At 55.1% G+C, this 25,600-nt stretch carries 25 protein-coding genes, 2 tRNA genes, 1 pseudogene and 1 other annotated feature; of the genes and pseudogenes, 14 read left to right on the top strand and 14 right to left on the bottom strand.

Annotation, left to right across the window (positions count from 1 at the left end; translation table 11 throughout):
• The 3 genes and pseudogenes from ACOTZB_RS16650 to ugd all read left to right on the top strand — a co-directional run.
• Positions 1–216, top strand: a pseudogene (locus ACOTZB_RS16650) (phosphomannomutase CpsG); the annotation flags it as partial.
• 167 nt (positions 217–383) lie between these two features.
• The gene (gene gndA / locus ACOTZB_RS16645) at positions 384–1,790 is read left to right on the top strand and encodes an NADP-dependent phosphogluconate dehydrogenase (RefSeq protein ID WP_028013772.1); all 1,407 of its coding nucleotides are present in this window, start codon (positions 384–386) and stop codon (positions 1,788–1,790) included.
• 226 nt (positions 1,791–2,016) lie between these two features.
• A complete protein-coding gene (ugd, locus tag ACOTZB_RS16640; protein ID WP_193806316.1) occupies positions 2,017–3,183 on the top strand; it encodes a UDP-glucose 6-dehydrogenase in 1,167 nt (388 codons plus the stop codon).
• Positions 3,184–3,231: 48 nt separating this feature from the next.
• Here ugd and ACOTZB_RS16635 read toward each other — a convergent pair whose 3' ends face one another.
• Positions 3,232–4,236 (bottom strand): NAD-dependent epimerase, encoded by a 1,005-nt coding sequence (locus ACOTZB_RS16635; RefSeq protein WP_421627826.1) that lies wholly within the window; start codon positions 4,234–4,236, stop codon positions 3,232–3,234.
• Between the two features lie 192 nt (positions 4,237–4,428).
• On the opposite strand from ACOTZB_RS16635, the gene wzzB reads away from it, so the two are divergent.
• A complete protein-coding gene (gene wzzB, locus ACOTZB_RS16630; RefSeq protein WP_421627825.1) occupies positions 4,429–5,409 on the top strand; it encodes an LPS O-antigen chain length determinant protein WzzB in 981 nt (326 codons plus the stop codon).
• 40 nt (positions 5,410–5,449) lie between these two features.
• Here wzzB and hisIE read toward each other — a convergent pair whose 3' ends face one another.
• The 9 genes from hisIE to hisL all read right to left on the bottom strand — a co-directional run bounded on the left by hisIE (position 5,450) and on the right by hisL (position 12,666).
• Complete coding sequence (gene hisIE / locus ACOTZB_RS16625; RefSeq protein WP_063441243.1) at positions 5,450–6,061, bottom strand: bifunctional phosphoribosyl-AMP cyclohydrolase/phosphoribosyl-ATP diphosphatase HisIE; 612 nt, start codon at positions 6,059–6,061, stop codon at positions 5,450–5,452.
• On the bottom strand, positions 6,055–6,831 hold the full coding sequence (hisF, locus tag ACOTZB_RS16620) for an imidazole glycerol phosphate synthase subunit HisF (protein WP_421627824.1): 777 nt from the start codon (positions 6,829–6,831) through the stop codon (positions 6,055–6,057). The genes hisIE and hisF overlap by 7 nt, the downstream gene beginning before the upstream one ends.
• Positions 6,813–7,550 (bottom strand): 1-(5-phosphoribosyl)-5-[(5-phosphoribosylamino)methylideneamino]imidazole-4-carboxamide isomerase, encoded by a 738-nt coding sequence (gene hisA, locus ACOTZB_RS16615; RefSeq protein WP_421627822.1) that lies wholly within the window; start codon positions 7,548–7,550, stop codon positions 6,813–6,815. Before hisA ends, hisF begins: the two co-directional genes overlap by 19 nt.
• Positions 7,550–8,140: an imidazole glycerol phosphate synthase subunit HisH gene (gene hisH, locus ACOTZB_RS16610; protein WP_032636077.1), complete on the bottom strand. Its 591-nt coding sequence runs from the start codon at positions 8,138–8,140 to the stop codon at positions 7,550–7,552. The genes hisA and hisH overlap by 1 nt, the downstream gene beginning before the upstream one ends.
• On the bottom strand, positions 8,140–9,207 hold the full coding sequence (gene hisB, locus ACOTZB_RS16605; RefSeq protein WP_193806331.1) for a bifunctional histidinol-phosphatase/imidazoleglycerol-phosphate dehydratase HisB: 1,068 nt from the start codon (positions 9,205–9,207) through the stop codon (positions 8,140–8,142). Before hisB ends, hisH begins: the two co-directional genes overlap by 1 nt.
• The gene (gene hisC / locus ACOTZB_RS16600) at positions 9,204–10,265 is read right to left on the bottom strand and encodes a histidinol-phosphate transaminase (RefSeq protein ID WP_193806333.1); all 1,062 of its coding nucleotides are present in this window, start codon (positions 10,263–10,265) and stop codon (positions 9,204–9,206) included. The genes hisB and hisC overlap by 4 nt, the downstream gene beginning before the upstream one ends.
• The gene (hisD, locus tag ACOTZB_RS16595; protein ID WP_421627821.1) at positions 10,262–11,566 is read right to left on the bottom strand and encodes a histidinol dehydrogenase; all 1,305 of its coding nucleotides are present in this window, start codon (positions 11,564–11,566) and stop codon (positions 10,262–10,264) included. The genes hisC and hisD overlap by 4 nt, the downstream gene beginning before the upstream one ends.
• A 5-nt stretch (positions 11,567–11,571) precedes the next feature.
• A complete protein-coding gene (hisG, locus tag ACOTZB_RS16590; protein ID WP_028018500.1) occupies positions 11,572–12,471 on the bottom strand; it encodes an ATP phosphoribosyltransferase in 900 nt (299 codons plus the stop codon).
• 45 nt (positions 12,472–12,516) lie between these two features.
• Positions 12,517–12,640: a sequence feature (His leader region), on the bottom strand.
• Positions 12,616–12,666: a his operon leader peptide gene (hisL, locus tag ACOTZB_RS16585; RefSeq protein WP_001364200.1), complete on the bottom strand. Its 51-nt coding sequence runs from the start codon at positions 12,664–12,666 to the stop codon at positions 12,616–12,618. It overlaps the preceding feature by 25 nt.
• Positions 12,667–12,841: 175 nt before the next feature.
• Here hisL and ACOTZB_RS16580 point away from each other — a divergent pair, with 175 nt between their 5' ends.
• From ACOTZB_RS16580 to ACOTZB_RS16565, 4 genes are all read left to right on the top strand, one after another.
• Complete coding sequence (locus ACOTZB_RS16580; protein ID WP_421627820.1) at positions 12,842–13,666, top strand: SDR family oxidoreductase; 825 nt, start codon at positions 12,842–12,844, stop codon at positions 13,664–13,666.
• Between the two features lie 41 nt (positions 13,667–13,707).
• The gene (locus tag ACOTZB_RS16575) at positions 13,708–14,637 is read left to right on the top strand and encodes a LysR substrate-binding domain-containing protein (protein WP_421627818.1); all 930 of its coding nucleotides are present in this window, start codon (positions 13,708–13,710) and stop codon (positions 14,635–14,637) included.
• 219 nt (positions 14,638–14,856) lie between these two features.
• Positions 14,857–14,919 carry a membrane protein YoeI gene (gene yoeI / locus ACOTZB_RS16570; protein WP_099458931.1) on the top strand — a complete coding sequence of 21 codons (63 nt, stop codon included), beginning with the start codon at positions 14,857–14,859 and terminating at the stop codon, positions 14,917–14,919.
• Positions 14,909–16,267, top strand: coding sequence for an APC family permease (locus ACOTZB_RS16565; RefSeq protein ID WP_010432055.1), 1,359 nt, complete (start codon positions 14,909–14,911; stop codon positions 16,265–16,267). Before yoeI ends, ACOTZB_RS16565 begins: the two co-directional genes overlap by 11 nt.
• 65 nt (positions 16,268–16,332) lie before the next feature.
• Here the strand turns inward: ACOTZB_RS16565 and sbcB are convergent, their stop codons facing one another.
• Positions 16,333–17,769, bottom strand: coding sequence for an exodeoxyribonuclease I (gene sbcB / locus ACOTZB_RS16560; RefSeq protein ID WP_409241103.1), 1,437 nt, complete (start codon positions 17,767–17,769; stop codon positions 16,333–16,335).
• Positions 17,770–17,967: 198 nt separating this feature from the next.
• On the opposite strand from sbcB, the gene dacD reads away from it, so the two are divergent.
• The 4 genes from dacD to ACOTZB_RS16540 all read left to right on the top strand — a co-directional run bounded on the left by dacD (position 17,968) and on the right by ACOTZB_RS16540 (position 21,372).
• On the top strand, positions 17,968–19,134 hold the full coding sequence (dacD, locus tag ACOTZB_RS16555; RefSeq protein WP_032658759.1) for a serine-type D-Ala-D-Ala carboxypeptidase DacD: 1,167 nt from the start codon (positions 17,968–17,970) through the stop codon (positions 19,132–19,134).
• Positions 19,135–19,253: 119 nt separating this feature from the next.
• Positions 19,254–19,727, top strand: a complete 474-nt coding sequence (sbmC, locus tag ACOTZB_RS16550; protein ID WP_047652438.1) for a DNA gyrase inhibitor SbmC — start codon at positions 19,254–19,256, stop codon at positions 19,725–19,727.
• 92 nt (positions 19,728–19,819) lie between these two features.
• On the top strand, positions 19,820–20,878 hold the full coding sequence (locus ACOTZB_RS16545; protein WP_193806343.1) for an FUSC family protein: 1,059 nt from the start codon (positions 19,820–19,822) through the stop codon (positions 20,876–20,878).
• Positions 20,879–21,036: 158 nt separating this feature from the next.
• Positions 21,037–21,372 (top strand): DUF496 family protein, encoded by a 336-nt coding sequence (locus ACOTZB_RS16540; RefSeq protein ID WP_115875767.1) that lies wholly within the window; start codon positions 21,037–21,039, stop codon positions 21,370–21,372.
• 47 nt (positions 21,373–21,419) lie between these two features.
• On the opposite strand, the gene ACOTZB_RS16535 is transcribed toward ACOTZB_RS16540, so the two are convergent.
• Both ACOTZB_RS16535 and ACOTZB_RS16530 read right to left on the bottom strand, forming a co-directional pair.
• Positions 21,420–21,755: a gamma-glutamylcyclotransferase family protein gene (locus tag ACOTZB_RS16535; protein ID WP_421627816.1), complete on the bottom strand. Its 336-nt coding sequence runs from the start codon at positions 21,753–21,755 to the stop codon at positions 21,420–21,422.
• 53 nt (positions 21,756–21,808) lie between these two features.
• Positions 21,809–21,884 (bottom strand) — tRNA-Asn (locus tag ACOTZB_RS16530).
• A gap of 161 nt (positions 21,885–22,045) precedes the next feature.
• On the opposite strand from ACOTZB_RS16530, the gene emmdR reads away from it, so the two are divergent.
• Together emmdR and ACOTZB_RS16520 are read left to right on the top strand one after the other, a co-directional pair.
• The gene (gene emmdR, locus ACOTZB_RS16525) at positions 22,046–23,500 is read left to right on the top strand and encodes a multidrug efflux MATE transporter EmmdR (RefSeq protein ID WP_152594377.1); all 1,455 of its coding nucleotides are present in this window, start codon (positions 22,046–22,048) and stop codon (positions 23,498–23,500) included.
• 103 nt (positions 23,501–23,603) lie between these two features.
• Positions 23,604–23,679, top strand: a tRNA-Asn gene (locus ACOTZB_RS16520).
• A gap of 142 nt (positions 23,680–23,821) precedes the next feature.
• Here ACOTZB_RS16520 and ACOTZB_RS16515 read toward each other — a convergent pair.
• The gene (locus ACOTZB_RS16515; RefSeq protein ID WP_421627814.1) at positions 23,822–25,588 is read right to left on the bottom strand and encodes an aminopeptidase P family protein; all 1,767 of its coding nucleotides are present in this window, start codon (positions 25,586–25,588) and stop codon (positions 23,822–23,824) included.
• Positions 25,589–25,600: the final 12 nt, after the last annotated feature.

Here is a 25,600-nt window from a genome sequence, read left to right as displayed (position 1 = left end):
CCGGCCGAGGCCATTGCCCGCGTGGAGCAGCACTTTGCGATCCACGCGCTGGAAATTGACCGTACGGACGGCATCAGCATGGCGTTCCCGCAGTGGCGCTTCAACCTGCGCTCGTCCAACACCGAGCCGGTGGTGCGCCTGAACGTGGAATCCCGTGCTGATACAGCGCTGATGGAAGAGAAGACACAAGAAATTCTGGCTTTGCTCAGGGAGTGAGGGTCTGCCGCCAGCGTATTTCTGGCGGCTTGACTGTACCTGGATTGTGCAATCAGTGTGACATAGATCAGCAAAAGCTATTCATGTCACCTAATACTGAGTTAACATCTCAACCACATTTCAAGCCGCGCATAAGCCGTGGTGACCACACCTGACAGGAGTATGTAATGTCCAAGCAACAGATCGGCGTTGTCGGTATGGCAGTGATGGGGCGCAACCTGGCGCTCAACATCGAAAGCCGTGGTTATACCGTCTCCGTTTTCAACCGCTCCCGTGATAAGACCGAAGAAGTGATTGCCGAGAACCCAGGCAAGAAACTGGTTCCTTTCTATACGGTGAAAGAGTTCGTTGAGTCTCTGGAAACGCCTCGTCGTATCCTGTTAATGGTGAAAGCGGGCGCAGGTACCGATGCAGCTATCGACTCCCTGAAGCCTTACCTCGAAAAAGGTGACATCATCATTGATGGCGGTAACACCTTCTTCCAGGACACCATTCGTCGTAACCGTGAGCTGTCTGCTGAAGGCTTCAACTTCATCGGTACCGGTGTTTCCGGCGGTGAAGAGGGCGCTCTGAAAGGCCCATCTATCATGCCTGGCGGCCAGAAAGAAGCCTACGAACTGGTTGCGCCTATTCTGACTAAAATCGCTGCTGTTGCAGAAGATGGCGAGCCGTGCGTGACCTATATCGGTCCGGACGGTGCTGGCCACTATGTGAAAATGGTGCACAACGGCATCGAATACGGCGATATGCAGCTGATCGCAGAAGCATACTCCCTGCTGAAAGGCGGTCTGAACCTTTCCAATGAAGAACTCGCGGAAACTTTCACCGAGTGGAACAAAGGCGAGCTGAACAGCTATCTGATCGACATCACCAAAGATATCTTCACGAAGAAAGATGAAGAGGGTAAATACCTGGTTGATGTGATTCTGGATGAAGCTGCCAACAAAGGTACCGGTAAATGGACCAGCCAGAGCTCTCTGGATCTGGGCGAACCGCTGTCTCTGATCACCGAATCCGTCTTCGCGCGTTACATTTCTTCTCTGAAAGAGCAGCGCGTCGCGGCATCTAAAGTGCTGTCTGGCCCGCAGGCTAAACCAGCGGGTGATAAAGCCGAATTCGTTGAGAAAGTGCGCCGTGCACTGTACCTGGGTAAAATCGTTTCTTACGCGCAGGGCTTCTCTCAGCTGCGTGCGGCGTCAGACGAGAACAACTGGGATCTGAACTACGGTGAGATCGCGAAGATCTTCCGCGCTGGCTGTATTATTCGTGCGCAGTTCCTGCAGAAAATTACCGATGCCTATGCTGAAAACGCCGGTATCGCCAACCTGCTGCTGGCACCATACTTCAAGAAGATTGCGGACGAATATCAGCAGGCGCTGCGTGACGTGGTTGCCTACGCTGTCCAGAACGGTATCCCGGTTCCGACCTTCTCTGCTGCTGTAGCCTACTACGACAGCTACCGTGCTGCTGTGCTGCCAGCTAACCTGATTCAGGCACAGCGTGACTACTTCGGTGCGCATACTTACAAGCGTACCGATAAAGAAGGCGTGTTCCATACCGAATGGATGGAATAAGTTAACTTACTCGCTGTAATCAAAACCCGGAGCCTGTCTCCGGGTTTTTTTATGCAAAAAATGTCGCCTGTTATTCGAAGTAGTCTGAATCTCGCCCCGCTCGTAGTGATTACTCCTGGTTTGCCTTGACAGTTCAGTTTGCCAGGAGGTACAAAGCCCAACAGTTATGTTTATCGCGATGGTCTGGCGGCCATCAGTACAGTTAACTCACAGAAGTCATTAGCGAATGAAAATAACAATCTCCGGAACAGGGTATGTCGGTCTTTCTAACGGCATTCTGATTGCTCAGAATCATGAAGTGGTTGCGCTGGATATCGTGCAGGCCAAAGTGGACATGCTTAATCAGAAAAAATCGCCGATTGTGGATAAAGAGATCCAGGACTATCTCAGCCATAAAACGCTGAATTTCCGCGCCACGACAGATAAAGAAGATGCATACCGCGATGCGGATTACGTCATCATTGCGACGCCTACTGACTACGATCCTAAAACCAACTACTTCAACACCTCAACGGTAGAAGCGGTGATTAAAGACGTTATCGCGATCAACCCTGATGCCGTGATGGTCATTAAATCGACCATTCCTGTCGGTTTTACCAAATCCATTAAAGAAAAATTCGGTATTGATAATATCTTCTTCTCGCCGGAATTCCTGCGTGAGGGGAGAGCGCTTTACGATAACCTGCATCCTTCGCGTATCGTTATTGGCGAACGCTCCGAGCGCGCTGAACGTTTTGCTGCGCTGCTGCAGGAAGGCGCAGTGAAGAAAGATATTCAGGTGCTGTTTACCGACTCCACTGAAGCTGAGGCGATCAAGCTCTTCGCGAATACCTACCTGGCAATGCGAGTAGCTTATTTCAATGAGCTCGACAGCTACGCAGAAAGTCTTGGACTGAATACCCGCCAGATTATTGAAGGGGTATGTCTTGATCCGCGCATTGGTAACCACTACAACAACCCTTCATTTGGCTACGGTGGTTATTGCCTGCCAAAAGACACGAAGCAACTGCTGGCAAACTATCAGGCGGTGCCGAATAATCTCATTTCGGCGATTGTTGACGCTAACCGTACACGTAAAGATTTCATCTCCGATTCCATCCTTGCGCGTCAACCGAAAGTGGTCGGCGTGTACCGTCTGATCATGAAGAGCGGTTCCGATAACTTCCGCGCCTCTTCCATTCAGGGGATCATGAAGCGTATTAAGGCGAAAGGCGTGCAGGTCATCATTTATGAACCTGCAATGCAGGAAGATGAGTTCTTCCACTCCCGAGTGATTCGTGATCTGGATGCGTTCAAGCAAGAAGCGGACGTGATCATCTCGAACCGCATGGCTGAAGAACTGGCTGACGTAGCTGACAAAGTCTATACCCGCGATCTCTTCGGTAGCGACTAATTCTCTTGCTCCATAAAAAACCCGGCTGATATGCCGGGTTTTTTATTTTCAGACTTTGTAAAACTCTCGGTACCAGTTAACGAAGTTTTTCACTCCATCCTTAACCGAGGTTTGCGGTTTAAATCCGATCACCTCATAAAGCGCCTGGGTATCGGCACTGGTCTCCAGAACATCCCCTGGCTGGAGAGGCAGCATGTTTTTCTCTGCTTTTGTACCCAGCGCGTCTTCCAGGGCGGTAATGTAATCCATCAGTTCGACCGGCGAGCTGTTACCGATGTTGTAGACCCGGTAAGGCGCTGAACTGGTTGCCGGGGAGCCGGTCTCAACGGTCCAGTTTGTGTCTGACTGAGGAATAACATCCTGCAGACGAATAATGGCTTCGGCGATGTCGTCGATGTACGTGAAGTCGCGCTTCATCTTGCCGTAGTTGTAAACGTCGATGCTTTTGCCTTCAATCATCGCTTTGGTGAATTTAAACAGCGCCATATCCGGGCGGCCCCATGGACCATACACGGTAAAGAAGCGCAACCCAGTGGTCGGCAAGTTGTAAAGATGCGAATAGGTGTGCGACATCAACTCATTGGCTTTTTTAGTCGCGGCATAGAGCGAGACCGGATGATCCACGGAGTCGTCAGTGGAGAAAGGCATCTTGCGGTTGAGACCGTATACTGAGCTCGATGAGGCATACAGAAGATGCTGAACATTGTTATGGCGACAGCCTTCCAGCACGTTGAGATGCCCGATAAGGTTGGCATCAGCATACGCGTGCGGGTTTTCCAGGGAGTAGCGTACACCCGCCTGCGCGGCAAGATGAATCACACGATCAAACTTCTCAGCCGCGAAAAGCGTGGCCATACCTTCCCGATCGGCTAATTCCAGCTTGTGAAAGGTGAAACGCTCAGATTTTAACAGTTCCAGGCGTGCCAGCTTCAGGTTGACATCGTAGTATTCATTGAGATTATCGATACCGACAACCTGATGACCAGCCTCAAGGAGGCGTTTACTGACATTCGCACCGATAAAACCTGCTGCACCCGTGACCAAAAATTTCATAGCTTCCCTCATAAACCCTATTCTTTAGATACCGTAACGCATCAGATGACGTCTATGATAGCGCGAAGGGTGTTAGTTACATAACCCATCTTTCCGATATTACTCATCGGATTCTTATAGAAAAATCGCCAGTAATCGTTAAACTATACAAACTTAATTATGTTTGCCCTTTTTTTATCAGTTAGGGATTGTATGACGCAAAACAATAATAGCCAGGTCATCAGAAGCAATGACCCTGAGCAAATTGATTTACTTGATTTAGTGTTCCAGCTGTGGCGTGGGAAGTGGGTGATAGCAGCCTTTGTTGTTGTTTGTATCACCCTGGCAATTGGATATATCTCTGTCGCAAAGGAAAAATGGACCTCAAGTGCGATTATTACGCAACCAGATGCGGCTCAAATTGCCAGCTATTCTAATGCGTTAAATATCCTGTATGGTACCGCAGCACCTACAATGGTTGACAACCAAACGCGCGCGATTGGCCGTTTTAACGCCTCATTCTCGGCATTGTCACAGGCGCTCGAAAATCAGGCTGTGCCTGAGAAACTTATCATTGAGTCAACGGTTAAAGGGCAGCCACTACCGTTAAGTGTCTCTTATACCAGTACTTCTGCAGACGCTGCACAAAAGCAATTGGCACAGTTCATCCAGCAGGTAGATGAGCAAACGGCTAAAGAGCTCGCCGCTGACCTTAATGACAACATTAAGGAGCAGATCAAGACCCTGAAGGATTCTCTGAAAAATCAGGAGAGGGTAGCTCAGGAGCAAAAAGATCTGCGTATCAAACAGATTGCTGAGGCGTTGAAGAACGCTGAAGCGGCGAAAATTACCTCGCCTAAGCTTCAGCAAACACAGGAAGTGACTCAGGAAACGATGTTCCTGCTGGGAAGTGAGGGACTGAAATCAATGATTGACAACGAAGCTTCTCTCCCGTTGGTCTTCCCAAGAGCCTATTACCAGACCAGGCGAAATCTGCTGGACATCCAGAATCTGAACATAAACCCGGAAACGATCCACGTTTACCGTTATGTTATGAAGCCCGAACTCCCTGTACATCGTGACAGCCCGAAAACAGCGATTACGCTTATTCTTGCTGTACTGCTGGGCGGGTTGCTTGGTTCCGGTTTTGTGCTTGGCCGCAACGCATTGCGCAACTACAAACCAAAAGTCTGATTTGCAGATTTAAAAAAACCGGGGATATTCCCCGGTTTTTTTATTTGTGACGTTTGCGAAGATTTTCAATCACCGCCGTCAAATCCAGCTCCTGATCCTGCAGCAGCACCAGCAGGTGATACATCAAATCAGACGCTTCATTGGTCAGTTCCTCGCGGTCATGCACCGTCGCGGCCAGCGCGGTCTCAACGCCTTCTTCTCCTACCTTCTGTGCGATACGCTTGGTTCCGCTGGCGTACAGTTTCGCGGTATACGAACTTTCAGGATCCGCCGTTTTACGCTCTGCCAGCAGCTGTTCCAGTTGATACAGGAACAACCACTGGTGGCTCGCCTCGCCGAAGCAGCTGCTGGTGCCCTTATGGCAGGTTGGGCCGATTGGGTTTGCCAGCACCAGCAGGGTATCGTTATCGCAGTCAGGCGCCATGCTGACCACGTTCAGGAAATGACCCGAGGTCTCGCCTTTGGTCCACAGGCGCTGTTTCGTACGCGAGTAGAAGGTCACTTTGCCGCTGTCGATCGTTTTCGCCAGCGCGTCCTGGTTCATATACCCTAGCATCAGCACTTCGCCTGAGATGGCATGCTGGACAACCACCGGCAGTAATCCGTCAGTTTTTTCCCAGTCCAGCTGCGCCTGTTGTTGCTCTGTTAACATACCCTGATCTCCACGCCCTGGTCGGCCAGGTACGTTTTCAACTCACCAATATTAATAATCTGTTTGTGGAACACGGACGCGGCCAGCGTGCCGTCCACGTTCGCATCGCGGAAGGCTTCGAGGAAGTGTTCCATGGTGCCCGCGCCGCCGGAGGCAATCAGCGGAACGTGGCAGACCGCACGGACTTTTTTCAGCTGCTCGAGGTCATACCCGTTACGCACACCGTCCTGGTTCATCATGTTGAGGACAATCTCGCCCGCGCCGCGCTTCTGCACTTCCTGCACCCAGTCGAGCGTTTCCCACTGCGTCACGCGCGTGCGGCTTTCATCTCCCGTGTACTGGTTGACGTGATACTTTCCCGTTGCGGCGTCATACCAGGTGTCGATCCCGACCACAATACACTGCACGCCAAAACGATCGGCGAGGCGGGTGATCAGCTCCGGGTCGGCCAGAGCAGGGGAGTTGATAGAAATCTTGTCGGCGCCAAACGAGAGAATTTTGGCGGCGTCGTCAGCGGACTTAATCCCGCCCGCCACGCAGAACGGAATGTCGATCACTTCCGCCACGCGCGCCACCCAGCTTTTATCGACCACGCGTCCATCGCTGGAGGCGGTGATATCATAAAAGACCAGCTCGTCTGCGCCTTCATCGGCATAGCGTTTTGCCAGCGGGACGATGTCGCCAATGATCTCGTGGTTGCGGAACTGCACGCCTTTCACGACCTGGCCGTCACGTACGTCCAGGCAGGGGATTATCCGTTTTGCCAGCATTGAATCGCCTCCGTCACAGTAAATTTACTTTCCAGCAGGGCCCGGCCCACAATCACGCCCTGCACACCGGTACCGCGCAGCGCGGCCACGTCGCCGATATCACCAATTCCGCCTGAAGACTGGAACGCCACCTGCGGATAACGCGCACAAACCTCTTCATAAAGCGAGACGTTGGAGCCAGCCAGCGTACCGTCGCGGGAGATGTCAGTGCATAACACGTGCTTCAGGCCAACGGGCAGATAGATATCGACCAGCTCTTCCAGCGTCACGCCGGAGTTTTCCTGCCAGCCGCTGACGGCCACCTGCTTATTACCCTGTTCATCAATACGAACGTCCAGCGCCAGGACCAGGGCATCGGCGCCAAAGCGGCGGAACCAGCCTTTCACGGTCTCAGGATCTTTCACGGCGGTTGAACCCACCACCACGCGGGCCACGCCAGCGTCCAGCAGCGCCGCGACGTCATCTTCCGTACGCACGCCGCCGCCGACCTGGACGGGCACATCAACACCCGCAACAAGTTGTTTAAGCAGCGGGATCTGGCGTTTCGCCGGGTCTTTCGCGCCCGTTAAATCCACCAGGTGCAGTACCTGCGCACCCTGGGCGGCATAATCCTGCAGACGCGGCAGCGGGTCGTTTCCGTAGTCGCGCTGCTGGCCGTAATCGCCCTGATGCAGACGGACAACCGTACCGTCAATTAAATCTAATGCGGGAATAATCATCACATCTCCAGGAAGTTTTTCAGCAGCTGCGCGCCCGCGGCGCCAGAGCGCTCCGGGTGAAACTGCACGCCGAAGAAATTGTCTTTCTGTACGGCCGCCGTGAAAGCCTCACCGTAGGTGCACTGGGCGATCGTATTCACGTTCACCGGCATGGCGTAGCTGTGCACGAAGTAAAAATACGCGCCGTCTTCGATGCCGCGAAACAGCCGATCGCCCGCTTTGGCGTAAACGCGGTTCCAGCCCATATGCGGCAGAGGCAGGCCGCGATCGGTCATTTTCGGCACGTCTTCATCAATAATGCCCAGCAGGTCGACGCCGTTGCTCTCTTCGCTGCGGCGGCCCAGGATCTGCATGCCCAGACAAATACCCAGCACCGGTTGGGTACAGGCTTTGATCAGGTCGACCAGCTCGCGTTCGCGAATCTGATCCATCGCCGCCTGCGCGGTGCCCACGCCCGGTAAAAAGAGTTTGTCGGCGCGCAGCACCACGTCCGGGTCACGGCTTACCACCGGCTCATAGCCGTGGCGCGCAATCGCCGATTTGACGGAGTTCAGGTTGGCGCATCCGGTATCCAGAATGACCACGTTCATTACAGCACTCCTTTCGACGAGGGAAGGGCGTCACCTTCTACGCGAATTGCCTGACGAAGGGTACGGCCAAAGGCTTTGAAGAGGCTCTCCACGCGGTGGTGGTCGTTCTTGCCCTTGGTCTTCAGGTGCAGCGTCAGGCCCATGGTGTAGGACAGTGAGCGGAAGAAGTGCTCCACCATTTCGGTGCTCAGATCGCCCACGCGCTGGTAGGTGAAATCAGCTTTGTATTCCAGGTGCGGACGGCCGGAGATGTCCATCGCGCAGCGCGCCAGACACTCGTCCATCGGCAGGACAAAGCCGAAACGGTTAATGCCGCGCTTGTCGCCGAGCGCCAGCTTCAGGGCTTCACCCAGCGCCAGGCCGGTATCTTCCACGGTGTGGTGATCGTCTATGTAGAGATCGCCTTTTACCGTAATTTCCATGCGGAAACCGCCGTGGGTGGCAATCTGGTCGAGCATGTGGTCGAAGAAACCGACGCCGGTGTGGATCTTGCTGCCGCCTTCACGGTCCAGCCAGACCTTCACATCAATCTGCGTCTCTTTGGTGTTGCGCTCAACGTGGGAATAGCGGTCGCGTTTTGTCAGCTGTTCGCCAATCTTCGCCCAGTTAAGGTTGTTACGGTCGTAGCGCAGCCCCGCGATGCCCATGTTTTCCGCCAGCGTAATATCGGTGATGCGATCGCCGATGACATAGCTGTTGGTTTTATCCAGCGCATCTACAGCCAGGTAGCGTTCTACCAGCTTCACCTTTGGCTTACGGCAGTCGCACTCGTCGGCTGGCATGTGCGGGCAAATCAGCACTTCATCAAATACCACGCCCTGAGAGGTTAGCACCTGCATCATCAGATTATGCGGGCCGTCAAAGTCCGCCTGCGGGAAGCTGTCGGTACCCAGACCATCCTGGTTGGTGATCATCACCAGCTTAAAGCCTGCTTTTTGCAGCTTGAGCAGCACCGGGATCACGTCCGGTTCAAAAGCCAGCTTGTCGAATCGATCGACCTGAAAATCGGCTGGTGGCTCCGAAATAAGGGTGCCGTCACGATCGATGAAAAGGATCTTCTGGGTCATACTTTCTCCGCTTTCAGGGCGTCAATCACGCGCTGGCTCTCTGCACGGGTGCCGACGGTAATGCGCAGGCAGCCGCTCAGAGAAGGTTGTTTATTCTGGTCTCGTAAGATAATGCCCTGATCCCATAAAGATTTAAATACGGCACTCGATGCGGTGAAGCGCACCAGGATGTAGTTAGTTTCCGAGTCGAACACCTGCTCCACGCAAGGGATACCCTTCAGGGCGGTCATCAGGTACTGACGTTCCTCCAGGATCTGCGCCACGCGCTCGCGCATCGCGTTAATCCCCTGTGGCGTCAGCGCCTGTGCCGCAATATCGGCAACCGGCGTCGAGAGGGGGTATGGGGCGATCACTTTCAGCAGCAGGTCGATGACCTCTTTATTCGCCAGGGTGAATCCGCAGCGCAGGCCCGCGAGGGCAAAGGCTTTCGACAGCGTACGCAGCACCACCAGGTGCGGATACTCTTCCAGCCAGCCTGCCAGCGTCGCCTGCGGGCAGAACTCGATGTAGGCTTCGTCGGCCACCACCAGCGCTTTACCGCGCGTCATCTCCAGCAGGGTGCGAATATCCTGCGGGTTGATAATCTGTCCGGTCGGGTTGTTCGGGCTGCAGACAAACACGACTTTTACGCCATCGAGATTGTCGGCGATGCCCTGCAGATCCAGCTGCCAGTTTTCCAGCGCCTGCACGTTGCGGCACGCCACGCCGAAGGTTTCCGCGCTGACGCTATACATGCCGTAGGTCGGCTGACAGTACATCACCGCGTCTTTGCCCGGCTCGCAGAAGGCGCGGATCAGCAGTTCAATGCCCTCATCCGCGCCGCGGCTGACCAGCACCTGCTCTGGCTTCACTCCCGCGTACTGCGCGTAGTTTTCAATCACCGCTTTCGGCTGACACTCCGGATAGCGGTTCAGCGTTTGCTGCGACAGTTCAAACTGTACCGCCGTCGGGAATTCGTTAGCGTTCAGCCAGACATCCCCTTTACCGCCCAGACGACGCGCCGACTGGTAAGGCGTCAGGCGACGGACATTTTCGCGGGCTAACTCTTCAATGTTCATGCTTGCTCCTTCAGGGCTGCAACGCGCAGCGTAACGGCATTTTTGTGGGCGGTCAGCCGCTCGGCGGCGGCCAGGGTTTCAATAGTTGAAGCCAGTGACGCAAACCCTTCGCGGGAGAGCTCCTGCACGGTCATGCGTTTCTGGAAATCCGCCAGACCCAGGCTCGAACAGGTTGAGGTGTAGCCATACGTGGGCAGCACGTGGTTGGTGCCGGAGGCGTAATCGCCCGCGGACTCCGGTGACCAGTCGCCGAGGAACACCGAGCCTGCGCTGGTAATACTGTCGACCAGATCGCGCGCGCTGCGGGTCTGAATAATCAGGTGCTCCGGGCCGTACTGGTTGGAGATGGCAATGCACTGGTCCAGGTCGCGCGCCACAATCAGGCGGCTGGCCGCTAGCGCCTGGCGTGCCGTATCGGCGCGGGGCAGGTCGGCAAGCTGGCGCTCAACGGCTTCGCCCACGCGTTTCGCCATATCGGCATCCGGCGTCAGCAGGATGACCTGCGAGTCCGGGCCGTGTTCCGCCTGAGAAAGCAGGTCGGACGCCACGAAGTCCGGCGTTGCGCCGCTGTCGGCAATCACCAGCACCTCAGACGGACCGGCAGGCATATCGATGGCTGCGCCGTCCAGGCGCTGGCTGACCTGGCGCTTGGCTTCGGTCACATACGCATTGCCCGGGCCAAAAATTTTGTCGACCTTAGGAATGGATTCCGTGCCGAACGCCAGGGCCGAAATCGCCTGCGCGCCGCCCACTTTATAGACCGCCTGCACGCCGCACAGCTTCGCCGCATAGAGGATCTCATCGGCAATCGGTGGCGGAGAGCACAGCACCACTTTCTGACACCCGGCAATTCGCGCGGGAGTCGCCAGCATCAGTACGGTGGAGAAAAGCGGCGCAGAGCCGCCGGGAATATAGAGGCCGACGGACGCAACCGGGCGCGTGACCTGCTGGCAACGCACGCCGGGCAGGGTTTCGACATCCACGGTCTGCAGCTTTTGCGCGGTGTGGAAGGTATCAATGTTTTTCACCGCAACAGCCATCGCCTGCTTGATATCGTCACCCAGACGATTGCTGGCATCATTGATTTCCTGTTCGGTCACCTGTAATGCACCGACTTCCGTCTTGTCAAACTTCGCGCTGTATTCACGCAGCGCGTCATCGCCACGGGCTTTGACGTTATCCAGGATCTCCGCCACGGTGCGTGAGATGCTTTCAGAGGCGGAAATCGCCGGGCGCATCAGCAGCTCGCGCTGCTGTGCGTCGCTACAGGTATTCCAGTCGATGATTGTGTTAAAGCTCATGGCCATTACTCCATCATCTTCTCAATAGGCAGCACCAGGATTGAGCTTGCGCCCAGCGCCTTCAGTTTTTCCATGGTTTCCCAGAACAGGGTTTCGCTGCTCACCATGTGCATCGCCACGCGCTGCTGATCGCCCGCCAGCGGCAGGATGGTTGGGCGCTCAGCGCCCGGCAGCAGGGCAATCACTTCATCCAGACGCTCGGTTGGAGCGTGCATCATGATGTATTTGGACTCACGCGCCTGAATCACGCCCTGAATGCGGGTCAGCAGCTTGTCGATCAGCTGCTGCTTGGCATCGGCCATGTCGCCGTCGCGCTGAATCAGGCACGCTTTAGAGCGGTAGATCACTTCCACTTCGCGCAGACCGTTGGCTTCCAGCGTCGCGCCGGTAGAGACGAGGTCACAGATGGCGTCCGCCAGACCCGCACGCGGCGCCACTTCAACGGAGCCGTTCAGCAGGCAGGACTTAAACTGCACGCCTTTCTGGTCGAGATAACGCTTTAACAGGTGAGGGTAAGAGGTGGCGATACGTTTGCCGTTCAGCGCGGCCGGGCCGTCCCACGCTTCGTCAACCGGCGTAGCCAGGGACAGGCGGCAGCCGCCGAAGTCCAGACGACGCAGGGTGAAATAACGCGGATCTTCGCCCTGCGCGCGGCGGGTCAGCAGCTCTTCTTCCAGCACGTTTTCACCGATGATGCCGAGGTCAACGACGCCATCCATGACCAGGCCGGGAATATCGTCATCACGCACGCGCAGAATGTCGATGGGCATGTTTTCAGCCAGAGCAATCAGGCGCTGGGTGTGCAGGTTAATTTTAATCCCGCAGCGGGCCAGCAGTTCGCGTGAATCGTCGCTCAAACGGCCTGATTTTTGAATAGCTATGCGTAAGCGTGAGTTATCTAACATTCTTTATTCCTCGTTAACCTGTTTTAACCTGTCTGAATTCGGTCCAAAAAAAAGCCCCCGGAAGAAGATCTTCCGGGGGCTTTTTCATGCGTTCATGCACCACTGGAAGATCCAAACGTCTTCCAGCACACATCGCCTGAAAGACTAGTCAGGATGATGGTGATGATGGTGGTGTTTAAATTGAACGCGTGTCATATAAATTCTCGATGAATGCTTATTCATTTGATGTCTTTTAACCTAAACCAGTTGTACGACATATTGCAAGGGCTTTTTTTGATCATTAATTCATTTCATATTGATGCTATGAATTGTGTGTTCTGCCGGGCTGGCGTAGCCTTATAAAAGACGAGTGAGAGTCAGGAGAATTTGCATGAAAAAGGTCGCGATTGTCGGTTTAGGATGGCTGGGAATGCCGCTGGCGATGTCATTAGCCGCGAAAGGCTGGCAGGTGACCGGGAGCAAAACCACGGCGGATGGGGTAGAGGCGGCGCGCATGTGCGGTATTGACGGCGTTGAGCTGCGCCTTGAACCGGAGCTGGTGTGTGATGCTGACGATCTGGACACGCTGATGAACGTCGATGCGCTGGTGATCACGCTCCCCGCGCGGCGCAGTGGCCCGGGCGAGTCGTTTTATCTGCAGGCGATGCAGGAGATCGTCGACAGCGCGCTGGCGCACCATGTTCCGCGTATCATTTTTACCAGCTCGACGTCGGTGTATGGCGAAGTTGAGGGCGTGGTGAAAGAGAGTTCCGAGCGCCGTCCAGTGACGGCGAGCGGTCAGGTTCTGAAAGAGCTGGAAGACTGGCTGCATAATCTTCCCGGCACGCAGGTCGATATTGTACGTCTGGCGGGGCTGGTGGGTCCAGGCCGCCATCCGGGACGCTTTTTTGCCGGTAAGTCTGCGCCAGACGGCCAGCATGTCGTCAATCTTGTACATCTTGACGATGTTGTAGGCGCGATTGAGCTACTCTTACAGGCTCCGAAAGGTGGACACATCTATAATATATGTGCACCTTCTCATCCGGCGCGCAGCACGTTTTACCCGCTGATGGCACGTCAGCTGGGCCTGGCGGCGCCGGTTTTCGGTGAGGCAAAGGATGACAGCAAAGGCAAAATTGTTGATGGCAATCGCATTTGTCATGAGCTGGGGTTTGAGTATCACTATCCCGATCCGCTGGTGATGCCCATGGAATAAGACCCGCAGCGGAGACGATCGCGCACCAGAAGGGGGCGAGCATGAAACCGCTGCTGGATGTTCTTATTATTCTGGATGCTCTGGAAAAAGAGGGGAGCTTTGCCGCTGCGTCAGCAAAGCTCTACAAAACCCCATCTGCGCTGAGCTATACCGTTCAAAAACTGGAAAGCGATCTCAATATCCAGATCCTCGATCGTTCCGGACACCGCGCACGTTTCACCCGTACCGGACAGATGCTGCTGGAAAAAGGACGTGAAGTCCTCCATACCGTTCGTGAGCTCGAAAAACAGGCCGTAAAACTCCATCAGGGTTGGGAAAACGAGCTGGTTATTGGCGTGGATGATACCTTTCCGTTTTCACTCCTGACGCCGCTGATTGAAGCCTTCTATCAACACCACAGCGTGACCCGGCTTATCTTTATCAACGGTGTGCTGGGTGGCTCCTGGGAGGCCTTGACGCAGGGCAGGGCGGACATTTTCGTCGGTGCGCTCCATGAGCCTCCCCAACTGAGTGAATTTGGTTTTGCCCGGCTGGGCGTGCTGGAGCAGGTATTTGCCGTGGCGCCCCATCACCCGCTGGCTCAGGAACCCGAGCCGCTTAACCGTCGCGTGATTAAAGGCTACCGCGCAATCGTGGTCGGGGACAGCTCTCGTCCGGAATGCTCGGTCTCCTCGCAGCTGCTTGATGAGCAGGAAGCCATTACCGTTTTCGACTTTAAAACCAAGCTGGAACTGCAAATAAGTGGCCTCGGCTGCGGCTATTTACCGCGCTATCTGGCGCAGCGGTTTATTGACAGCGGTGCGCTTGTTGAAAAACAGGTACTTGCTCAAAGCAGTAATGAATCGGTGTGGGTCGGCTGGAATGAACAAACTGCCGGGCTTGCCTGCGCCTGGTGGCGGGACGAAATTTTAGCAAATAGTGCTATCGCCGCCGTTTACTCTCAGCCCGGCGTCCAGAAATCAGCCAGTTAGCAAAAAGAAAATCGACCCGCGCTTTGCAAAGTATTGCCTTTTGTATCCGAAGTGGGGCAAAATGCGGCCGCTGCAACCAAATGAATAATCGACGATATAAAAGGCGTCGGTTATTTTTTTTTGCATGTACGAAACGAAACTAAAAACCAAGAGGCCGGGCTTCGTACCGGATAGATATTTACTAAAATCCGACAGTTGTTGTCGCTGAGGAAGAAACAAATGGGGCAATTTTTCGCTTACGTGGCGGTTATCACCGTAAAGGAGAATAACTATGTCGCATAACGCAACTCCAAACACCTCTCGCGTGGAATTACGTAAAACGCTTACGTTGATTCCGGTTGTTATGATGGGCCTGGCCTATATGCAACCGATGACGCTGTTCGATACATTCGGTATCGTATCAGGCCTTACTGACGGTCACGTTGCAACGGCGTACGCCTTTGCGCTGGTCGCCATTCTCTTTACAGCGCTGAGCTACGGAAAACTGGTTCGCCGTTTCCCGTCTGCAGGCTCTGCCTATACCTATGCTCAGAAATCCATTAGCCCGGCGGTTGGCTTTATGGTGGGCTGGTCATCTCTGCTGGACTATCTGTTCATGCCGATGATCAACATTCTGCTGGCAAAAATTTACTTCGAAGCGCTGGTGCCTTCTGTTCCATCGTGGATCTTCGTTGTCGCGCTGGTGGCCTTTATGACCATCTCTAACCTGCGCAGCATCAAGACCGTGGCGAACTTCAACACCCTGATTGTTATTCTGCAGATGGGTATCGTTGCGGTTATCGTGGGGTTAATCATTTACGGCGTGTCCCACGGTGAAGGCGCGGGTACGCTGGCCAGCACCCGTCCGTTCTGGTCTGAAGGCGCGCACGTTGTGCCGATGATCACCGGTGCGACCATCCTGTGCTTCTCGTTCCTGGGCTTTGACGGTATCTCTTCTCTGTCTGAAGAGACCAAAGACGCCGAGCGCGTGATCCCGAGAGCGATTTTCCTGACCGCGCTGATTGGCGGCATGATCTTTATCGGGGCTTCCTACTTCCTGCAACTGTACTTCCCGGACATCTCTCGCTTTAAAGAGCCGGACGCATCACAGCCTGAAATCATGCTGTATGTTGCAGGGAAAACCTTCCAGTGGGGCGTGCTGATCTTCTCCAGCGTAACCGTACTGGCATCCGGTATGGCGGCACACGCAGGTGTTTCTCGCCTGATGTACGTAATGGGTCGTGATGGTGTGTTCCCAACCCGTTTCTTCGGCTACGTTCATCCGAAATGGCGTACTCCGGCGTGGAACGTACTGCTGGTTGGCGCAATCGCACTGATGGCCATTAAATTTGACCTGGTGACTGCAACCGCGCTGATTAACTTTGGTGCGCTGGTGGCATTTACCTTTGTTAACCTCTCGGTGATCTCTCAGTTCTGGATCCGCGAGAAGCGTAATAAAACGCTGAAAGACCACTTCAACTATCTGGTGCTGCCAATGTGTGGCGCCCTGACGGTGGGTGCGCTGTGGATTAACCTGGAAGAGAGCTCTATGGTTCTGGGTCTGATCTGGGGTGCTATCGGTCTGATTTACCTGGCCTGCGTTACGAAGAGCTTCCGTAACCCGGTTCCACAGTACGAAGACGTCGCGTAAGCGCAGCGCCATCGGGCAAAAAAAAAGCCGGAGACATCGCCTCCGGCTTTTTTTATACCCCTCGCTCAGACAATCTCTTGAGCGTACTGGAACAGGGATTTCAACAGTGCCTGTTTCTCAGCATTCCCCTCATACTGGCCATAAAGCATTTCCAGCTCCTGGGCATAGCTGTTAAGAAACTCCTGGGTAAAGACATTGCGACGATGCTGCAGCCAGCGATCCTGCTCTGCTTCGTCCAGCGTGCCGGGATAGTTACGCGCGCGGTAGTTAAACATCAGCTTTTCGATGCGTTTATCTGCGAAAGTAATATCCAGCGCCGGTAAGTTACGCGGCTCGGTTTGCAGAACGATATTCATCGCCGCGCGGTCGGCATCGCTGAAGAAACCGTTATAGAGCTGGGCATCCACGTTTTCAGACGGCACGAACGGCTCCGCCTCGGCAAAGATGGCAACCACTTTCTCGCGCACCTGCGGGTTATCGCGCAGCACTTTCAGGTTATCGAGGCAGTGCTGACGGTTAATGCCCAGTCTGTCCGCATCTTCCTGGCGCAACGTATTCGCCTGCGCGAGTACCGGACATTTATTGATATGCACCAGTTTGACCGGCACCGCAGGCAGATCGCCGAGCTCATTTTTCGGGGTATAAAGCCGTTCGCGCAGGGTATCGCTGTCGAGCTCAAGCAGCGGCGAAATATCACCCGCCAAATCCACCATGATGACCGCATTACGGTTGTCCGGATGCCAGGCCAGCGGGGCGACCCAGCTGGTATTACCGCGCCAGGCACCAAACATGCCGGAGATATGCACCAGGGGTTTCATCTGCGGTACGTCGATAAGGGTCATGAGCTTCTGCTTGCTGCGGTGGCTCAGCAGATACTCAAACAGCCGGGGCTGCGCGTTTTTCACCAGCTTCGCCATGGCAATGGTGGCATAGACGTCCGCCATCGCGTCGTGGGCATTGCTGTGCTCGATGCCGTTGGCGCGCGTCAGGTGTTCCAGCCGGAAGCTGGTCAGCCCTTCCTCATTTTCCGGCCAGTTAATGCCCTCAGGACGCAGGGCATAGCAGGCGCGCATGATGTCGAGCAAATCCCAGCGTGAATTGCGGTTCTGCCAGCTCCAGGCATAGGGATCGTAGAAGTTGCGATAGAAGATGTTGCGCGTTACTTCGTCATCGAAGCGGATGTTGTTGTAACCGACCACGCAGGTATTGGGGACGGTAAACAGATCGTGGATGCGTCGGGCGAATTCTGCCTCGTTAACGCCTTTCTCCCGCGCTTCCTGAGGCGTGATCCCGGTGACCATGACCGCCCCGGGCTGCGGCAGGTAGTCATCAGCCGGTTTGCAGTAAAAGACCTCAGGCTCGCCAATAATGTTGAATTCGTCGTCGGTACGGATGGCGGCAAACTGCGCCGGTCGGTCCAGCGCCGGGTGCGTGCCAAAGGTTTCGTAGTCATGGAATAAAAAAGTCGGGCGAGCGGCAGAGTCAGACACCAGTAATACCATCCTGTTAAAAAATGACGTCACTATGGTAAACGATCGTGCGGTTCAGACCGAATAAAAAGCACCTCTGCGTCGCAAATTTGCGCGTCAGCTTCAGAGAAAAATCTGTGCTCTGTCACATTTTTTTGCAATTAAGCCAGGTAACGACATCAGAACTCCCGTAAAAAGGTCATCGATTTTTAATGACCTGAGGATATACCGTTGAAACGCCGTCTGTTTATTGCTGTTTCTTTACTCGCTTCGAGTGTCTCATCTGCTTTTGCGGCCGAACCGCTGGATTTTTCGCCGCAGCCTCCGGCCATTCAGGCTGGCTCCTGGGTGCTGATGGACTACACGACTGGTCAGATCTTAACGGCGGGCAACGAACATCAACAACGTAATCCGGCGAGCCTGACCAAGCTGATGACGGGGTATGTGGTTGATCGGGCCATTGATAGCCATCGCATTACGCCGGACGACATTGTCACAGTAGGGCGTGACGCCTGGGCAAAAGGCAACCCGGTTTTTGACGGCTCGTCTCTGATGTTCCTGAAAGAGGGCGATCGCGTCAGCGTGCGCGATCTGAGCCGCGGCCTGATAGTCGATTCCGGCAACGATGCCTGCGTGGCGCTGGCCGATCACGTGGCGGGCGGTCAGCCGCAGTTTGTGAAGATGATGAACGACTACGTGCAGAAGCTGAACCTGCGCGATACGCACTTTGAAACCGTCCACGGGCTGGACGCGCCGGGCCAGCACAGCTCCGCCTATGACCTGGCCGTCCTCTCCCGGGCCATCATCCACGGCGAGCCTGAGTTTTACCATATGTACAGCGAAAAGAGCCTGACCTGGAACGGGATCACCCAGCAAAACCGTAACGGCCTGCTGTGGGATAAAACCATGAACGTGGACGGCCTTAAAACGGGGCACACCTCGGGGGCGGGCTTTAACCTGATTGCGTCCGCCGTTGACGGGCAGCGCCGTTTAATCGCGGTGGTGATGGGGGCGGACAGCCCGAAAGGGCGTGAGGACCAGGCCCGGAAACTGCTGCACTGGGGGCAGCAGAACTTCGATACGGTGCAAATCCTGCATAGCGGTAAAAAAGTGGGGACAGAGCGTATCTGGTACGGCGATAAGGAGCAGGTGAAACTGGGCACCGACCAGGACTTCTGGCTGGCCCTGCCGAAAGCGGAAGTGCCGAACATCAAAGCCAAATACGTGCTGGATAAAAAAGAGCTGGAAGCGCCGATTGCTGCGCACCAGCGGGTCGGGGAGATCCAGCTCTACGATCGCGACAAAGTGGTGGCACACTGGCCGCTGGTGACGCTGGAAGCCGTTGATAAGGGCGGCCTGTTCTCACGCATGAGCGATTATCTCCACCACACGCTTTAACCGCTGATGGGCAGACTGGCAGGGTTGCGAGTCTGCTCACATAATAAACACTCCTCGTTTGCCGATAATAGTAATCCAGCTTTATAGTGTATAAATATACAGTAATAAATGGAGGCAGCATGGACTACAGCATCAAGCAGCAACAGAAACGTAAGATTGCCGGTTTTCATTTGGTCGGACCGTGGGAACAAACGGTAAAACAGGGCTTTGAACAGCTGGTCATGTGGGTGGACGGGCGCCACATTGAGCCGCTGGAGTGGGTTGCGGTCTACTACGATAACCCCGATGAAGTCCCGGCAGAAAAACTGCGCTGCGATACGGCCGTTACGGTACCGGACGATTTCGTTATCCCGGAAAACAGCGAAGGCGTCATGATGACGGAAATCGCGGCCGGGGATTATGCCGTGGCGACGGCGCGCGTGGAAAACTACGACTTCGCCACGCCGTGGTATCAGTTCTTCAACTCTCTGCTGCAGGACAATAAGTACCAGATGGCGCTTAAACCCTGCTTCGAACGCTATCTCAATGACGGCAATGCAGACGGCTACTGGGATATCGAAATGTTTATCGCAGTAGAGCACAAAACGGTTTAAGCCTGCTAAACGAAGGGTTTTTCAGCCGGGAGCGATCCGCCCGGCTGAAAACACAGTACAATTGTGATTTGCCGTGTAGCTGGAGAGCGGGTGTGCGTCCCGACAAATCATTAACCCCTTTTGAAATTCGGTTGTACAAACATTACCGCGTGGTGCACGGGTGTCGCATCGCGCTGGCGTTCGTATTGACGTTTGTACTGGTCCGTTTGCTGGATGTTCCGGAAGGGACGTGGCCGCTGATCACCCTGGTGGTGGTAATGGGACCCATCTCGTTTTGGGGGAACGTTGTTCCGCGCGCCTTTGAGCGAATTGGCGGGACGGTGTTAGGCTCGGCCCTCGGGCTTATTGCCCTGAAGCTGGAGCTCATCTCATTTCCCGTGATGCTGGCATGGTGCGGTGCCGCCATGTTCCTGTGCGGCTGGCTGGCGTTGGGTAAGCGTCCTTATCAGGCGCTGCTGATTGGTATCACGCTTGCGGTGGTGGTTGGCGCACCCGCCGGGGATATGACCACGGCGCTGTGGCGAAGCGGGGATGTTATCCTGGGGTCACTGCTGGCCATGCTCTTCACCGGTATCTGGCCGCAGCGCGCTTTTCTGCACTGGCGTATTCAGATGGCGAACTACGTCACCGCCTTTAACCGCGTCTATCAGGCCGGTTTTTCTCCTAATCTGGTCGAGCGCCCGCGGCTGGAAAAGCATCTGCAAACGATCCTCAACGACGTGGTCAAAATGCGCGGCCTGATCACGCCCGCCAGCAAAGAAACCCGTATTCAGAAAGCGATTTTCGAAGCCATCCAGACGGTAAGCCGCAACCTGGTGTGCATGCTTGAACTGCAAATCAACGCCCACTGGGCTTCGCGTCCCAGCCATCTTTTGATGCTTAACGCGCAGACCCTCAAAGAGACCCAGCAGATGACGCAGCAAACGCTGTTGACCATTGCCCATGCGCTCTATGAAGGCAACCCGCAGCCGATACTGGCCAACAGCGAGCGGCTGAATGAGATCGTCGCCGAGCTGAAGCAGTTAATCAACGAACGCCAGAGCGATAACGTGGCGGAAACGCCTATTCATGGCTACGTCTGGCTGAGCATGGAACTGGCGCGGCAGCTTGAGCTGTTATCGCACCTTATTTGCCGGGCGCTGCGCAAATAAAAGGCGTATGTGACGCCTGCTGCTTCGATTCAGCAGCAATTGGGGTTATGATAGCTTTAAACGATATACTCATTGTCATTCGCAGCCGCTGTCAGTAAGGTTATTGTTACAACGGTTGCCTTAACGAATCCGAATCTCACATTATCAGGGGTGTAAAAATGGAAACTACCAAGCCTTCGTTCCAGGATGTTCTGGAATTCGTCCGCCTGTTCCGCCGCAAAAACAAGCTGCAGCGTGAAATCCAGGACGTTGAGAAGAAGATCCGTGACAACCAGAAACGTGTTCTACTGCTCGACAACCTTAGCGACTACATCAAGCCAGGCATGAGCGTTGAAGCTATTCAGGGCATCATCGCCAGCATGAAGAGCGACTATGAAGACCGCGTTGATGACTACATCATCAAAAACGCTGAGCTGTCCAAAGAGCGTCGCGACATCTCTAAAAAGCTGAAAGTGATGGGCGAAATCAAAAACGGCGAAGCAAAAGGCGAGTAATCGCAGCGAATGGTGAAAAAGGCTCTCTGGTGACAGAGAGCCTTTTTTTATGACTCAGAACGCGGCTGTAGCTGATAAATCCAGGCCTGAAACTGCTTGCCTTCAAGGGTGGTTACCGTGACCTCAACCCGATCGTAGCCGTCTTCAAATTCGTCCAGCATTTGCCAGTGTGCGGCAAGGTTATCCGAGATAAACAGATAGCCTTCAACGCGGGGTCCGTCAGGGTGGAGCACAATTCCCGGGAAGTCCGCCGCAGCGCCCCAGCCGCGTTCGTAAAACGTGCCGGATACGGAACCGGCCAGCCATTCGCCGCCGATGTTTTCAAGAATATGCGCATTAGCGTGGCCCGGGCGCAGCGTGCCGTAGACAAACAGAGCGTTCATTTTCCCTCATCCGCAAAGCAAAAAGCCTGCTTTAAAAGCAGGCTTTTTAAATTTGGCTCCTCTGACTGGACTCGAACCAGTGACATACGGATTAACAGTCCGCCGTTCTACCGACTGAACTACAGAGGAATCGTTGTGGAGGCTTATCTTAGCGGCGAAAAAAGTTTTGTCAAACCTGATCTTAGGGAAAATCGACTGATTGCTGATTCTGTCGTCAGTTTGTTGTAAATCCACACATCTTTTTCTGGAAAATACTTTGCAGGATTAGCATTTGTCCCCCATCATTTGAAATGGAGTTTCAACTTTTTTCGCTAAGGTCCATTTTGAACGTCACTGCCTCCTTACGCCAGGCGATAACGCGCACGCCATGGTATGCAAAACGTAAAAGCTATCGTGTCCTGTTCTGGCGTGAAATTACCCCTCTTGCCGTGCCTATCTTCCTGGAAAATACCTGCGTTCTGCTGATGGGGGTTCTGAGCACCTTCCTGGTGAGCTGGCTGGGGAAAGAGGCGATGGCTGGGGTGGGACTGGCGGACAGCTTTAACATGGTGGTGATTTCGTTTTTTGCCGCCATAGACCTAGGGACGACGGTGGTGGTGGCCTTTAGCCTCGGCAAGCTGGATCCCAAACGTGCACGCGAGGCGGCCCGCCAGTCGCTGATGATCATGACCATTTTTTCGATCGTTCTGGCGGCGGTGATCCACTATTTCGGTAAAGAGATTATCGATTTTGTCGCCGGGGAGGCCACGAACGAGGTTAAAGACCTGGCGCTGACCTATCTCGAGATGACCGTCATAAGTTATCCAGCGGCAGCCATTGCCCTGATTGGCAGCGGCGCGCTGCGCGGGGCGGGCAACACCAAAATTCCGCTGCTGATCAACGGCGGGATGAATATCCTGAACATCATTATCAGCAGCGTGCTGATCTACGGCGTGTTCTCGTGGGAGGGGCTGGGGTTCGTCGGTGCCGGGCTGGGCTTAACCATTTCACGCTATATCGGTGCGGCAGCCATCATCGGGGTGCTGATGGCCGGGATTACCCCCTCGCTGCGTCTGACGCTGAAAAGCTATTTCCGTCCCTTTAATTTCGCCATTATCTGGGAAGTGATGGGCATCGGCATTCCCGCGAGCATTGAATCGGTGTTATTCAACGGTGGGAAGCTGCTCACGCAGATGTTTGTCGCCGGGATGGGGACCGACGTTATCGCCGGTAACTTTATCGCTTTTTCCATCGCCTCGCTGATTAACCTGCCGGGTAACGCGCTGGGGTCGGCATCGACCATTATCACCGGTAAACGGCTCGGGAAAGGGCAGATAGGCCAGGCGGAGCGGCAGCTGCGGCACGTGTTCTGGCTGTCGACCATTGGGCTGACGCTGATCGCCTGGGGAACTGCGCCGTTTGCCGGGCTGATGGCTTCGTTCTATACCCACGAAGACGACGTTAAAGAGGTCGTTAAGATCCTCATCTGGCTCAACGCGGCCTTTATGCCCATCTGGGCAGCCTCGTGGGTATTACCCGCCGGGCTGAAGGGGGCGCGCGACGCCCGCTTTGCGATGTGGGTATCGATGCTCGGCATGTGGGGATGTCGCGTTGTCGTGGGGTATACGCTCGGGGTAATGCTCGGATGGGGAGTGGTCGGCGTCTGGCTGGGGATGTTCCTCGACTGGGCCGTGCGGGGCGCGCTGTTCTACTGGCGGATGGTCAGCGGGCGCTGGCTGTGGAAATATCCGCGAAAGAGTGCCTGACAATTGCGCGAAGTGGAGAATAATTCGGCAAACGATCGGAAATGTGCATTCTGCCTTTGACATCCCGGGGGAGCATCGATAATATGCGCCCCGTTCACACGATTCCTCTGTAGTTCAGTCGGTAGAACGGCGGACTGTTAATCCGTATGTCACTGGTTCGAGTCCAGTCAGAGGAGCCAAATTTAAAAAGCCTGCTTTTAAAGCAGGCTTTTTGCTTTTCTGCGCAAGGCAAATGCAAAACGGCAACCTTGTTGCCGTTTTTAGTGTGTGCACCCTCTCCCGTGGGAGAGGGTTGGGGGGAGGGCACCAGACCGCACGAAATTACACAGGAATCGGCGCCGTCGCCTCAACCAGCCACTCACGCGCATCGCTATCCACCAGCGGTGACAATGCCTTACGTACCTGCTGATGATATTCATCCAGCCACTGTTTTTCCTGCTCGCTCAGCAGATGCAGCTCAACCTGACTTAAGTCGATCGGGATCAGCGTCAGCGAGGCAAATTTGCAGAACCCCGGACGGCTCTCCACAATCTCCACCTGGTTTTCAATGCGAATACCGTGGCTATCGCCCAGATAGTAGCCCGGCTCGATAGTCATGATATTGCCCGCCACCAGCGGCCACGGATTGACCTTTTTGGCGATGCGATGCGGGTTCTCGTGGATCAGCAGCTGGTGCCCCACGCCGTGCCCCGTGCCGTGATCGTAATCCAGCCCCATCTCCCACAGCGGGCGACGCGCAAACGCATCCAGCTGATGCCCCTGAGTCCCGGAAGGGAACTGCAGGGTAATGAGCGACAGAAAGCCTCTCAGCACGGCGGTGTAGTGCAGGCGCTGCTGCGGATCGACCTTACCCCACGCCAGCGTGCGCGTGGCGTCGGTGGTGCCGTTAGCATACTGGCCGCCGGAATCGTTCAGGTAAAAATGGTCATGGCCGATGGGCTTATTGCTGGCCTCGCTCGAATGATAGTGGCACATCGCCGCATTGCTCGAAGAGGCGGAGATGGTAGCAAAACTCTGCTCGATGAACCCCGGCTGCTGTTGACGGAACGCAAGCTGCTGCGCCTGCGCGTCCAGCTCGGTGAGCGGTTGCCCTGCCGCCTCGCGCAGCGGCACTTCGCGGCTCAGCCTGGCGAGGAAGTTAACCCACGCGGCACCGTCCCGGTGATGGCACTCGCGATAGCCTGCCAGCTCGACCGGGTTTTTGGTGGCTTTCATCAGGGTGATAGGGTCGGTCCGCCAGACAATTTCTCCGCGTGGTTCAACGGCGAAGCGCAGGGCAACCGGCGCGGAATCGGCATCAACCATCACCCGTTTGCCTTCAGCAATCTGCTGACAGCGTTCAATAAAGGTATCCTGCGGCGCAATGGTGAACGCATTGCGCACACCGTCAGGCAGGGCGCTGAGCTTATTGTCGTTAACAAACCACTCAACGTGACCGTCACGTCCAAGAAGGGCAAATGAGAGCGGTACCGGGCTGTAAGGGATATCCGCACCGCGCACGTTTAGCAGCCAGGCGATGTTATCCGGCAGGGTAACGGCGAGATAATCAATGTTGTTTGCGGCCAGCACTGCGGCGACGCGCTGACGTTTGTCCGCGCTGCGTTCTCCGCTGTGGTCAACCGGCATTTCGCGGATAAGCCCCGCCGGCGCGGCAGGGCGATCGGTCCATAAGGTGTCAAACGGCGAGGCCTTCAGAGGCACCAGCTCGCACGGCGTGGCAGACAGTTGCTCAAACTCCGCGTTGGTCATCAGCAGCGGGTCAAAACCGATGCGCGTGCCTGACTCAACGTTTTCTGCCAGCCATTCAGCCAGCGGCTCGTTGTGCAGGTGGTGGATCTCAACCTCATCCATATTGACCTGAACGCGGGCCTGAACCTGATAGCGCCCGTCGACGAACAGCAGCGCTTTGTTTTTCAGCACCAGCGCCACGCCGGCAGAGCCGTCAAAGCCCGTCAGCCAGGCCAGCTTTTCGTCGTACGGCGCGCAGTATTCGCTCTGCCAGGCATCCGCGCGCGGGACGATCATCCCGTCGAGATGGCTGGCCTCAAGCCAGTGGCGCAGGGCAGAGAGCGGTGATGTGCTGGACATTGTTTTTCCTTA

This window comes from Enterobacter cloacae complex sp. SHL020 (genome assembly GCF_049236945.1).
Taxonomy (GTDB): domain Bacteria; phylum Pseudomonadota; class Gammaproteobacteria; order Enterobacterales; family Enterobacteriaceae; genus Enterobacter; species Enterobacter dykesii.
The sequence above is the reverse complement of the archived record's forward strand: the minus strand, read 5'-3'. Positions and strand labels throughout refer to the sequence as shown.